General features: G+C 54.2%; 10 protein-coding genes. 9 read left to right on the forward strand and 1 reads right to left on the reverse strand.

Features of this window, described 5'->3' with window-relative positions; genetic code table 11:
- The first annotated feature begins 62 nt into the window (after nt 1–62).
- Entirely contained in the window at nt 63–494 is a 432-nt protein-coding gene (fucU, locus tag MKX76_RS04860; RefSeq protein WP_341033114.1) for an L-fucose mutarotase, read from the forward strand.
- A 93-nt stretch (nt 495–587) separates the two neighbouring features.
- On the opposite strand, the gene MKX76_RS04865 is transcribed toward fucU, so the two are convergent.
- Nucleotides 588–953, reverse strand: coding sequence for a DUF4183 domain-containing protein (locus tag MKX76_RS04865; RefSeq protein ID WP_251537636.1), 366 nt, complete (start codon nt 951–953; stop codon nt 588–590).
- A 646-nt stretch (nt 954–1,599) separates the two neighbouring features.
- Between MKX76_RS04865 and MKX76_RS04870 the strand changes: the two genes are divergently transcribed.
- The 8 genes from MKX76_RS04870 to MKX76_RS04905 all read left to right on the forward strand — a co-directional run bounded on the left by MKX76_RS04870 (nt 1,600) and on the right by MKX76_RS04905 (nt 12,175).
- Nucleotides 1,600–2,013 (forward strand): DUF4183 domain-containing protein, encoded by a 414-nt coding sequence (locus tag MKX76_RS04870; RefSeq protein WP_007128465.1) that lies wholly within the window; start codon nt 1,600–1,602, stop codon nt 2,011–2,013.
- A 383-nt stretch (nt 2,014–2,396) separates the two neighbouring features.
- On the forward strand, nt 2,397–3,875 hold the full coding sequence (locus MKX76_RS04875) for an amidase family protein (RefSeq protein WP_341033115.1): 1,479 nt from the start codon (nt 2,397–2,399) through the stop codon (nt 3,873–3,875).
- 38 nt (nt 3,876–3,913) lie between these two features.
- A complete protein-coding gene (locus tag MKX76_RS04880; protein ID WP_007128463.1) occupies nt 3,914–4,447 on the forward strand; it encodes a hypothetical protein in 534 nt (177 codons plus the stop codon).
- 320 nt (nt 4,448–4,767) lie between these two features.
- Nucleotides 4,768–5,793 (forward strand): LacI family DNA-binding transcriptional regulator, encoded by a 1,026-nt coding sequence (locus MKX76_RS04885; protein ID WP_007128462.1) that lies wholly within the window; start codon nt 4,768–4,770, stop codon nt 5,791–5,793.
- Nucleotides 5,794–6,016: 223 nt separating this feature from the next.
- Entirely contained in the window at nt 6,017–7,306 is a 1,290-nt protein-coding gene (locus tag MKX76_RS04890) for an ABC transporter substrate-binding protein (protein ID WP_341033116.1), read from the forward strand.
- Nucleotides 7,307–7,331: 25 nt separating this feature from the next.
- Nucleotides 7,332–8,294 (forward strand): carbohydrate ABC transporter permease, encoded by a 963-nt coding sequence (locus tag MKX76_RS04895; protein WP_213616633.1) that lies wholly within the window; start codon nt 7,332–7,334, stop codon nt 8,292–8,294.
- Complete coding sequence (locus MKX76_RS04900) at nt 8,281–9,177, forward strand: carbohydrate ABC transporter permease (protein ID WP_051425248.1); 897 nt, start codon at nt 8,281–8,283, stop codon at nt 9,175–9,177. Before MKX76_RS04895 ends, MKX76_RS04900 begins: the two co-directional genes overlap by 14 nt.
- A gap of 166 nt (nt 9,178–9,343) precedes the next feature.
- Nucleotides 9,344–12,175, forward strand: coding sequence for a beta-galactosidase (locus tag MKX76_RS04905; RefSeq protein ID WP_341033117.1), 2,832 nt, complete (start codon nt 9,344–9,346; stop codon nt 12,173–12,175).
- Nucleotides 12,176–12,270 lie beyond the last annotated feature (95 nt).

Below are 12,270 nucleotides of genomic sequence, written 5' to 3' on the forward strand. Positions count from 1 at the left end.
AGCCGCAAACTGCCGTGCTGTACCGAATCTTGGGGAAATCCGAATAGATCAGGGGGTTGTCTATGTTAAAAGGAATATCCAATCTGATATCACCCGAGCTGTTGAAAATCTTGATGGAGATGGGTCATGGCGATGAAATCGTATTCGGCGATGGCAATTTCCCGGCAGCCAGCCATGCCCGGCGATTGGTCCGGGCGGACGGCCATGGGATTCCGGAGCTGCTGCAGGCGATCCTGCCGCTGTTCCCGCTGGATACGTATGTAGCATCCCCGGCGGCACTCATGGCGGTTACTCCCGGCGATCCCGTCCAGACCCCGATTTGGGATGAATGCCGGAGCATCATCTCCAAGTTTCATCACGCTAAGGTAGAAGTTGAAGAAATGGAGCGCTCGGCTTTCTACGAGCGGGCGAAGCAAGCGTACGCCATCGTCTCGACAGGAGAGAAGGCGCTGTACGCCAATATTATTCTAAAAAAAGGCGTCATCGGGGAGTAAACCCTTGGTGACACAATGCAATGTTAAGTCCGCCCGAGGTTTGCTTGGGCGGACTTTTTATAAACAGCGGTCACTTGAACCATCAATTTAGCATTATACGACCACTTGGGCATTAAATTGAAAGACCTGAAGGATAACCGGCGTCCCCTCGAGGAGAACGTCGCCCGGGGAATAGAGTGTCAGCGCTTCGGGAGTGACGCTAAAGATTCGGCCCTCCTGCATCATGCCGTTAATGTACAGGTTTGAATAACCGCTTGGCGTTATCTCCATGATTTCGGAAACGGCATTACCGTTATCGTCCGTAAACTGGTTCGCCGGGATGATCAGCGGCGGGTCGAGTGCGACCAAGGCGTCGGTTGTATAAAAATAGCGCATGACGTCAGGCGTCACCACGACACCCGGGAGGATGACCTCACCCGGTTCGCCTCGCGGGCCCTGAGGTCCGGGAGCTCCTTGCAAGCCTTGCGGCCCCGGAGGCCCTTGAATGCCTGGCGGACCAGGAAGACCAGCGGGGGCTGGTGGACCAGGCGGCCCCTGAGGCCCTAAGGGTCCCGGATTGCCCGCATGCCCTTGTTCGCCAGGAGGTCCGGCTGGACCCGGTACTCCGGCAGGTACCTCGGGTCCCTGCAGTCCGGGTGCGCCTCCCGGTCCTTCAGCTCCCGCTAACCCGTGCCCGCCTTGGACTCCCTGAGGCCCTCGAGATCCTTGTTGTACAGGAGGGATAACGATATTCTGAGGCGGGCAGACCCTCCCCGCGGGACATTTCCTTCTGCATTTCCGGACGCTAGTTCTTCGGTGGCGGCGTCTCTTGCCCCTGTAAGGGTGTCCTTTATCGCGGCAGCGCTTTTTATACAGTTGAAGGGACCTCTTCAGAATATCACCTCCACCCTTTCATTGATGCAGTATATGTGCGAATGTCATTTTAGGAATGGACGATTGTCTAGTAATGGGTAGACGCTTGCAAATCTGAATGATCGTTAGAGACGCTTCGACAGAAAATGGTGGGATGCCGGAATCAAAATCTATGAAAATAGCATCTAATAAGATAGCAGCTAGTGCTGCTAGTCTATGACGAATTTCATAGACCTGAGAGGAGGAAGATGTTATGCCTGTTATTAAACCGGTCATTACGGCGATCGCTACGCCCCCGGTGGCAACGGGAGGCGTCGTTACGACGACGGTCACGCCCGTTGTCTCGCGCTATTTCGCGGTAGTAACGGCAGCCATGATCGGAGCGGCTGCGACCACGATGCCGGCGACGAGCTTTGTTGATGATGCAGGGGCTGCGATCACGGCTTTTCCAGCTCTGACGGGGACGGAATATGTCAATGTGTATATCAACGGCATGCTGCAGCAAAGCTCCCTCTTTACGCTGTCGACAGCGGATTTGGTGCTCGATGCCACGGATGTCCCCGAAGGGATTCCGGTACTGCTTGAGATCGCGAGCTTTACTAATACGGCATCCGCGATTACGACGCAGCCAACGATTTCTGCGCCAACGATAACGATCATCATGTAACGAAGACAGCGGATGGGGAGCTCCTAGCGGATCGGTCGGGAGCTCCCCCGTTGTTTGTGGATTCAGATACATATCGCCTAATTTCTTTGCGCGGAACCACAGGGATGAATAACGCCAGGAAGCAATGCACCTCGCCTGCGCTCAAGCGTTGTTCAACACCCAGCTATCAAGATATGATTTTTTCGACTGACTCTTGTTATTACGAACAAACGGTACTGGTTGCCTCCATCCAGAAGGTTATCGAGCAGCGGCTGCGCAAGAAATAAAAAGGTATTTCACCAAATACAGCGAATTCTCTATGGATATGAACCGATTGGAGGCCATAGCATGAAGCGTTAATCCCCGGCTGCGGTAAGTGGAGTACAGAACGAGGGGGACTTTGGATGTCTTTGGACAAAGAAAACTGGGTTGTGGAAGCAACCATATCCGATATGCAGCGGGCGATGGATGAAGGCTTGATCACTTCATTCGAGCTCGTTGAACTGTATTTGGACCGGATCGGCCGGCATGACGGTCGGCTCCGCTCCATAATCGAGGTGAATCCCGATGCGCTGGCAATTGCACGGAAGCTGGACCAAGAGCGGCGTGAGAAGGGGGCTAGAGGGCCTCTTCACGGGATTCCGATTATTCTGAAGGACAATATCGATACAGGGGACCGGATGCATACAAGTGCCGGTTCGCTCGCACTGGCGGAATCTTTTGCGAAAGACGATGCCTTCATTGCGGCGAGGCTGCGGGAGGCCGGCGCCGTTCTGTTGGGAAAAGCGAATATGACCGAATGGGCAAATTTTATGTCGCCGACGATGTGGGCGGGGTATAGCGCAAGGAACGGGCTGACGCTAAATCCATACGGTCCCGGCGAGCTGTTTGTTGGCGGATCGAGCTCGGGCTCCGCTGCTGCCGTCGCAGCCAATTTAGCTGCTGCAGCGATCGGAACGGAAACATCAGGTTCGATTATCAGCCCGTCCAGCCAGAACAGCCTCGTGGGAATCAAGCCGACGATTGGACTTGTAAGCCGGAGCGGCATCATTCCGATAACCAACACCCAAGACACGGCCGGACCTATGGCTAGAACCGTCACGGATGCGGCCATCCTCCTTGGCGCCATTGTCGGAAGGGATGAGCGCGACGGCGCCACGAAGATCGATCCACGGCAGCACCGACCGGATTATACGGATGCGCTTGTCATTGACGGAGCGAGACATGCGAGGATCGGTATACCAAGATACTACTATAAGCATCTCGATTCGGACAGAATAGACATAGTCGAGTCGGCGATCCGGGTGCTGCGCGAACTGGGTGCGGAAATCGTCGATCCCGTGAATCTTCCTTGCCAAGGGACTCACTGGGATGCGAATGTGCTGCGATACGAGTTCAAGAAATATGTGAATGATTATTTGGCCACACTGGGCCCAGAGCAGCCGGTGCATTCACTGGCGGAAGTGATCGCATTTAATGAAACGCATGCCGAAACAGCACTGAAGTATGGACAGGATACGCTGATCTGGGCAAATGAAACAAGCGGTACGCTGACAGAAACGGACTACCTGAAGAGCCTAAGGAAGAACAAGGAAATGGCCGGGACCAATGGGATTGACCATGCCTTGAAGGAGCACAAGCTGGATGCCTTGTTGTTTCTGGGTAATGAGTTTGGGGCGGATCTGGCTGCCCGCGCAGGCTATCCGTCGATAACCGTTCCCGGCGGTTATGCGCAGCGAGGCATCATTGCTCCGGGAGGATACATTACAAAAGGGCCGCAGGGAATCACGTTTGTTGGCACGGCATTTAGCGAACCCCAATTAATCAAGCTTGCCTATGCCTTTGAGCAGGCCACACGCCACAGGGTGCCTCCCGCGCTTTAGGAATCCGTCATACAAAGGTGGAAAAGAGGTGCAATGCAATGCCGCGAAAAACGGAATATGTCCCGTTTGGTTATGAACCGCCCACTCCGGCGACAAAGGGAACGTTGATCTTCTATGATCCCTTCGAGCAGGTGCAGGAGCTTGTGGAGCGGGCGGTTCAGACGAAACAGAAGAGAGCATTTTCGAAGCTGGTTCTGTATCCGCTGCATGAGGAGACGATGAAGCGGATGTTCAAGGTCCAGGTCAGCCCATTTTACAAGAGGGAGCAGGGGCTGCAGGAATGGCTGGATGAGAGCGGCGCTTCCTCCGTCGTCGTAGAGTCATTCGAAGCGAAACGAAAAAAATATACCCCGATAGATACGGCTCTGCGGCATCTGGTCGAAAAGTACGGCGGTCCTCATTTCGTGCTGATGACCCCCGAGATTGCCAATGCGTTCGCATCCTATTCTTCATTTGAGGAATGGATCGTCCGGCTGAGACTGTTACTTGTGTCTGAACCGAGACATCCGCATCCGAGGCTGGAGAAGTTCCGCCACCGGTGGGAGGTCCTGGAGACGGACAGCGAGTCTTAATCCCGAAAGACGGATTAGAAACAAAAGGTATACGCTTAGAACAAGCCTTTTCCGCTATGGAAAAGGCTTGTTCGGTGATTGATCCGGAATCTTTTTCAGAAATAGAGCTTCAAGGGCCAAAGAGCATCATCATGTCTATAAAAATATGCCCTCTAGTCTGCAGACGTTTGCTTAAGTGGTCTCAAAAAAACGGAAATACCTTCCTGAATCGACAATTGCAGGTCAATGGTAAAGCACGTGTTAGCGTAAAAGCATTTCCATTTCGTGCTTTATTTGATACATTTAAATGAAACGACATCGTAAAGGTAGGGTGCGTGTGCATGAAGCAAGTGACGATCTACGATATAGCCAAGGAGGCCAAGGTCTCTGCCGCCACGGTCTCGAGAGTGCTGAATAACACGGCGCCTGTCAAAGAAAGCACGCGTTCCAAGATCATGCAGATCATCCATAAATATCAGTTCCAGCCGAACGCCCTGGCCCGAAGCTTACTGAAGAAAGAAACAGGGACGATCGGCGTCATCATGCCCGATATCACGAACCCTTTCTTTCCGGAAGTATTCAGCGGCATCGATCGGGCGGCCAGTGAGATGGGCTACACGTTTTTTCTGTGCGATACGCTGGGCGACACTCGGAAAGAGTCGCAGTATTTGCATATGCTGCGGGAGAAACAGGTAGACGGAATTTTATTTCTGGGTGGACGCATTAATTTGTCCAAGTGCGATCCGGAGCTGGCCGAAGAGGTCGTTGAGACGGCATCGCGCATTCCTACGGTGCTCATTAACGGCAATCTTCCGGGCACCTCGCTTCATCGTGTCATTCTGAATGAAGCCAAGGGCGCGGAGCTGGCGACCCAATTTCTTATTGATGCCGGACATCGAAGCATAGCTTTCATTGCAGGGAACGAAGAAATGACGACAACGGCACAGAAGGTACGGGCTTTTCGACGCGTGATGAAGAAGAACGGTTTGGAGACCGCGAAGGAGAACGTTCTTTACGGGGATTATTCAATGGCATCGGGAGAGAGCTCGATGGAGAAGATTCTTGCGCGGCGGGAACGGCCGACAGCCGTATTCTGCGTGAACGATCTCACGGCCGTCGGGGCGTTGAAGGCAGCCATGAAGGCAGGCGTTTCGGTCCCTGACGAGGTATCGATCGTCGGATTCGATGACATTCCGCTCGCGTCGGCAATCTATCCTGAATTGACAACCGTTTCCCAGCGCATGGATCTGCTCGGCGGTACCGGCGTGCAAGTGCTGCACAAAATGATTCTCAAGGAAAAGGTTAGGATGCTAACCGTCATCGAGCCTGAGCTGATCGTACGGAACAGCACTCGGAGTTTGCGTTGACCGAATCCGTCCTTCCATTCGCAAAAATGAGTTGACACCCGATAAGGCATCGAATAAAATGTGGAAAAAGAAAGCCCTTACAATCAAGTGAGGACACGGCGGATGCTGACCGCTTTCTTTTTTGGACTGTAATGAAACCCGTTTCATGAAATGGGTTTCATTACTCGGGTGAATGCTAAATTGCGATCGGAGGGGTTATTGGGTGATGAAGAAGTCTTGGCGTATGTTGTTGGCAATGTTGTTGGTGACCGCAATGATGTTTTCAGCAGGCTGCGGGGGAAGCGCAGACACCGGAGGAGGGGCAGATTCCGGCGGGGAGCCGGGCAAGGCGGCGGAAGTCAGCTTTTCCTATTGGGGAGGGGACTTCGATAAAGCGCGAATGGAGAAAATCTACGAAGAATTCAAGAAGGTGCATCCCGAAATCAAGGTAAACCTGATCCAAATCCCGAGCGACGGATATGAACAGAAGCAGCTGGCAACGATGGCTGCGGGCAATCCTTATGATGTCGTTCAGCTTGCCGAATCCTTCTACAGCTATGCTTCAAAGGGGACATTGGAAGATCTTACCCCTTATCTTGAACGAGACGGCATCGATACCTCCGATTATTACGATGCCGCCATCCGTGCATACAGCTACCAAGACAAAGTAATGGCAATGCCGATGCGGATGGGAACCATGATATTGCTTTACAACAAAAACCTGTTCGATCAGCATGGACTGCAATACCCGTCGGACGAGTGGACTTGGGACGATTTTTATGCCGCTGCGAAAACGATCACCGATCCTAAAAACAGCATCTTTGGCCTCGGTGGCGTCGGATCGTGGTGGGCAAGCTACCAAACCTGGGTTTATTCTTACGGAGGCAGTCTGCTCAGCGAAGACCGCACGCAATTTACGCTCGATTTGCCGGAAGCGAAGAAAGCGATCCAAACGATTCAAGACATGATATGGAAGGACAACATAGCACCCCAGGCGAGTCAGCTGCTGCAGGGCGTTGATATGTGGACCAGCGGAAAGGTCGGCATGATCATTGACGGACCGTGGCATATTCTCAGCAGCCAGGCGAACATCAAAGACTTCGACTGGGATATCGCACCTGTGCCGAAGGGAGCAAAGGAAGCATCCCCACTGTTCTCCAACGCATTCGCTATTCCTAAGCTGTCCAAGAACAAGGAGGCGGCATGGGAAGTCGTTAAATTCTGGACCGGTGAGACTGGACAGAAGATCCTGGCTGCGGAGCACGGCGAAATTCCGCCGCTGAAATCGGTGGCGGAATCCGATGCTTACCTGAATATCGGCGACAACCCCCCGGCAAACTTCAAATCCCAGCTGACCTCCGCCCAGCGGGCCTTCGCTCCACAGGCAACCGTCAAATGGGATGAGATCAACCGGGCCGCCGATACGTACCTTGGGCAGATCTTTAATGAACAACGAAGCGTGGACGATGCTTTGGCCGAGATGAAAATCGAAGTTGACCGATTGCTTGAAGAAGCCAAGCAGCTTGAACAGTAGCGAACGTGCCGAAGGAGGGCGGGGGATGCCCCGCTTCCTTCATAAAACCAATGATTTGGAGGGAAGCATCATGGGCAAGACGCGGCGGGCACGCTCGCTAGCTAAACGGGAATCGAGAAATTTCTGGTTGTATACATCTCCCTGGATCATCGGGTTTGTGGCGTTTACGGCGTTTCCGTTCCTTTCCTCGTTCATTCTCAGCTTCATGCAATGGGACGTCCTCTCGCCGCCGAAGTTCGTCGGGATCGATAACTATGTGCAGCTCTCGCAAGACAAAACATACTTCTGGAAAGACCTCAACAATACGCTGTATTATGCGCTGATCGGTGTTCCGCTGACGATCATTCTGGGACTAGCGGTGTCCGTGCTGTTGTCCAAACCGATCCGCGGCATTAACTTCTATCGCATCGTCTTTTATTTGCCTGCCGTATTCGGCGGAGTCGCGGTTTTGAAGCTCTGGACTTACCTGCTCTCGCCGGGAACGGGCGACGGCATGAATCCCGGGCTGATCAATGCGATGCTCGGCTGGTTCGGCATACAGGGTCCCGGCTGGTCCCAGGATCCGCACTGGGCCAAGCCGGCCGTATTGCTGGTCGGTTTATGGGGCGTCGGGGGCAGCATGATGATCTGGCTGCCGGCGCTTGCCTCGGTTCCGAAAGATTTGCTCGAGGCGGGCGAAATCGACGGAGCCAACCGGTTCCAGCGGTTTTGGCGCATTACGGTTCCGCTGATCACGCCGGCGATCTTTTTCCAGCTTACCATGGGCATTATCGGTTCATTCCAAATTTTCATGGAGCCCGTCATCATGCCGGGATCTTCCAAGACATGGACAGACAGCCTGATGGTCGTTCTGTTCGACAACGCATTCCGGTTCTATAAGATGGGGTACGCTTCGGCGATCGCCTGGGTCATATTCATCATGATTATGCTCGTGACCTTGGTGAACCTGTATTTTTCAAGAAGGTGGGTCTATTATGAGTCGAAATAACGCGGCCGCAACGGAAAAAGGCACTCCGGTCCGCCGGCAGAGCACGAAGCTCATGCGTGATGTACGGCTGATGCTGCGATATGCGGTCCTCACGATGGGAGCGATATTATTCCTGCTGCCTTTGATATGGACCATCTCAGGTTCGCTGAAGCCTCCCGGGGAAATATTCACGGTTCCGATTCGCTGGATCCCTTCGGATTTTCAATGGGATACTTATGTACGGCTGTTCAGCGTGTTCCCGTTCTGGATTTACGTCAAAAATACGCTGATTATCGTAGCATTTGCCTTGATCGGCCAATTGGCATCCTCCGTGCTGGTGGCTTACGGTTTCGCCCGATTCCGGCACCGGCTGAACGGCCCGTTGTTCATCCTCGTCCTGTCGACGATGATGATTCCTGGCCAGGTGACGATGATACCGCAATATTTGATCTACAAAGAGCTCAGCTGGATCGACACATACCTGCCGCTCATCGTTCCGAACTATTTTGCGGCGGCGATTAACATCTTTCTGCTGCGCCAATTCATGCTGACCATCCCGAAAGAGCTGGATGAGTCGGCGAAGATCGACGGCGCGAATTCCTTCGGAATCCTGGTCCGGATCATTATGCCGATGTGCCTGCCGATTCTCGTCACCATCGGCATTTGGACGATCAACAGCAACTGGAACGATTTTATGGGGCCTTTGATTTACTTGAGTACCCCGGAGAAATATACGCTTCAGATGGGCATTTACAATCTGAATGCAGGCCGGCAGGGGCTGACCGATTACGGGCTGATGTTCGCCGCGTCGCTGGTTACGCTGCTTCCGAGCCTTCTGCTCTTCGCCTTCGGCCAGAAATATTTCATGAGCGGCATTAAGATCGGCGGAGCGCTTAAGGGTTGAGAACGGTGTGTTGATGTGAAACGTAGTACGAAGAACCAAGATCGAAGAACCAAGAACGAAGATCGAAGAATATCAGCGAGGATTATCAGCCCTATGCGGCGAATCGGATCAGGCAATGGCGGGTACCGAAGATGCCGCAGAGGCTTCATGCAGAAATGGAGGCATTATGAAACACACGGAGACGATACCACGGATCCAATTAAGCAAAGAGGGAATCTATATTGACGGCCAAGCGGTTGTCCTCCTAAGCGCATCCTTGTTTTATTTCCGGCTGCCGCGGGCGGAATGGCGCGATCGGATGAGGAAGGTAAGAGAGGCGGGCTACCATGCGATCGATGTGTATTTCCCCTGGAATTTTCACGAGCCCGAACCGGGTCAATGGGAGTTTGAAGAGGACAAGGATGCCGGGGCTTTCCTGCGAATGGCAGCGGAAGAAGGGCTGTACGTAATCGCCCGGCCGGGTCCGTACATCTGCTCGGAATGGGACGGAGGGGCATTGCCCGCTTACCTGTTCACGCGAAGCGGGATGAAGCTGCGCGACAACGACCCGCAGTTCTTGGCCGAAACGGCGAAATGGTACGGCCGGATCATGCCCATCCTGAGGCGGTATGAGTATGGCCGGGAGGGAACGGTGATCTGCGTACAGCTGGATAACGAGCTGGATTTCTATGCTTGCGAAGATCCGAAAGGGTATATGTCGGCATTGCGGGATCTGGCTCGGGCAGAAGGCATCGGCGTGCCGCTGATCGCCTGCGCCGGTCAGGGCGATCTATATCGTGCTTCCGGCTATGCGGATGGCGTCGTCCCCACCTGTAATTTCTATCCTGACGATACGCAGCCGGATTTCGAAGAGAAGGTGAGGGTGTACCAGCAGCGGCTAAGCAAGTTGGACTATCCGCTGCTCGTGACCGAAACGAATCGATCTCATTATTTGCTCCGCCGGCTGCTCGTCAGCGGCGCGAAGCTGTTGGGACCGTATCTGCAGGTATCGGGCACCGACTTTGGATTCACCAATGCGGCCAATAACTGGGGCGATCCGCTGGCAATGCTGACCTCGGATTATGATTTCGGCGGCATGATATCCCCCGAGGGGCATATCCGCCCCGAAATCCATGAAGGGCGGATGCTGGGACGCCTCATATCGACCTACGGCACCGGATTGGCGTCAGGAACACCGGATGAAGCAACTGCGCAAGAGATACGCACCTCCGGGATTCAACCCGGCGTACTTGCCGGGCCGCACGTTATTCGTTTTCCCCAAGGCGGCATCGTGTTTGCTTTGGCCAACTTGACCGGTGTGGAAGCGGAAGCAACGGTATCCTTCGACACCGGTTCCCTCCGGCACACTTTGCCGTTTCGGATCGGTGCCCGCGAATGCCCGTTCTTCCCGCTGGGCGTCCCAATGGAAACATGGGGATACAGCGGCGTGCTCGAATATGCCAATGCCGAGCTGGTATGGGTGACCTTGGACCAAACGACATCGGAACGATACATGATCTTCCAAAGCGATCATCAAACGGAAGTTTGTTTCCGGTTTGAGCGAGGGTCGAAAGCGGAGGTCACTAGCGATGGCTCTGAAGTCGACATGATGAACGACGGCTGCCGCTTGCGATTCATGCATCAGGACGGCAGCCGCATTGCTTGCCTGACCTATGAGGATGGCCGTCGTTTATACGTAGCGGTGTGTACCAGAGATGAAGCGCTTCGACTCACCGGAATCAGGCAAGGCCAGCTGTTGCTGGAGGATAGGATCGCTTGGCTGCAGCCTGCTGCAGCTCCTGTCGACATCGCTTGGACTGCCTCGGAGCTGCCGCCCGATGCACCTTTGTTCGATCAGACCACCGTTCTCGGGAAAGCGCCGGACCATCTGGAGTATTACGGGATCTACAGGGGATTTGGCTGGTATGAAGCCGTGTTGGCGGCTCCGACGGGAGACGGGTACTGCGGTTTGATGCTAGAGGAAGCGAGCGACATTGTGTCGGTTTATGTAAACGGACGTTATGAAGGAACGCATGTGCCGGCGGGAGGCATATGCTATTTGCCGGGAAAATGGACCGGTCAGGATCCGCTTGCGCTGACCGTTCGCGCGGAAATTTGGGGGCATACCAATTTCGACGACAACCGCCTTCCTTCCATCCGACTTCATAGCACGAAAGGGATCAAGGGAGTGACGGCTGTCCGCCGAATTCGCAGGCTAACCGACAACTGGAGGTTCAAGGCGGAAAGCACGGATGCTCTATTGTCAGAAGCGGAGAAGGGAGATCGGGCATTTGCAGAAGGGACCGACGATGCTTCGTGGACGGTCATCGGCTGGGGCGCATGGATGGATACTGCGGTTCATGCACGAGGCTGGTACCGCAAAACGATTGCAATATCCGAGGATGCCGATGCAGCCATCCTGCATTTCCGCGATCTCCAGTGCACGGTCAAGGTATATATCAATGGGCGCGAGCACGGGGTGATCAATCCACGCAATCCCTTCCTCTGGTTGGATACCGGAGAACGATCGCTCACCATCGCCTGCGAAGTGAATCGCCACTATGCTTCCTCAGCGGGCGAGATTCTGCTGTATGAAGGAACCCGTGCGGAGGAGTGGACGTTGACAGGGGGGGAAGAGCAAGCTTTCTGGGAGCATGCTATGGCCTCCATGAAGAAAGCTTCCAGCATCCTGCTCCCGTATCCTTTGCGGTCCGGCGGGACGTCATGGCTGCATGCAGTGGTGCCGGATTCCAATCATGGCCGCGGATGGCGTGTGCGTGTAGACGGAAAAAACCTGAAGCTGACGGTGTTCTTTAACGGCCGGGTGGCCGGACGGCTGTGGACCCCGGATTCCTCGGAACGGCCCGTATTTTCCGGCGGGGACCAGACATCGTTTTTGCTTCCGGGAAGCTGGTTTGCCGAGGGAGCGGAGAATCGGCTTGCTATATATGCGGAAGCCGTGGAAAGGGAGAGCGACGGGATCCTCCGGCTGCTGGAATTCTTCCCGGTTCAATCATAGGAGGGCAGAGCTAGCATCCATCTGGCTGGGTAAGCTCTTTCCTGATTCTGTTGAGGTAACCGCTGTATCCTGCATATTCATTTGCCGGTCCGTAC

The organism is Paenibacillus sp. FSL R5-0810 (assembly GCF_038002285.1).
Taxonomy (GTDB): Bacteria; Bacillota; Bacilli; order Paenibacillales; family Paenibacillaceae; genus Paenibacillus_AQ; species Paenibacillus_AQ lactis.

What these genes read in the sequence shown, in the direction of transcription:
- fucU (WP_341033114.1), top strand. Translation starts at nt 63, where the DNA reads ATGTTAAAAGGAATATCCAATCTGATATCACCCGAGCTGTTGAAAATC.
- MKX76_RS04870 (WP_007128465.1), top strand. Translation starts at nt 1,600, where the DNA reads ATGCCTGTTATTAAACCGGTCATTACGGCGATCGCTACGCCCCCGGTG.
- MKX76_RS04875 (WP_341033115.1), top strand. Translation starts at nt 2,397, where the DNA reads ATGTCTTTGGACAAAGAAAACTGGGTTGTGGAAGCAACCATATCCGAT.
- MKX76_RS04880 (WP_007128463.1), top strand. Translation starts at nt 3,914, where the DNA reads ATGCCGCGAAAAACGGAATATGTCCCGTTTGGTTATGAACCGCCCACT.
- MKX76_RS04885 (WP_007128462.1), top strand. Translation starts at nt 4,768, where the DNA reads ATGAAGCAAGTGACGATCTACGATATAGCCAAGGAGGCCAAGGTCTCT.
- MKX76_RS04890 (WP_341033116.1), top strand. Translation starts at nt 6,017, where the DNA reads ATGTTGTTGGCAATGTTGTTGGTGACCGCAATGATGTTTTCAGCAGGC.
- MKX76_RS04895 (WP_213616633.1), top strand. Translation starts at nt 7,332, where the DNA reads ATGCCCCGCTTCCTTCATAAAACCAATGATTTGGAGGGAAGCATCATG.
- MKX76_RS04900 (WP_051425248.1), top strand. Translation starts at nt 8,281, where the DNA reads ATGAGTCGAAATAACGCGGCCGCAACGGAAAAAGGCACTCCGGTCCGC.
- MKX76_RS04905 (WP_341033117.1), top strand. Translation starts at nt 9,344, where the DNA reads ATGAAACACACGGAGACGATACCACGGATCCAATTAAGCAAAGAGGGA.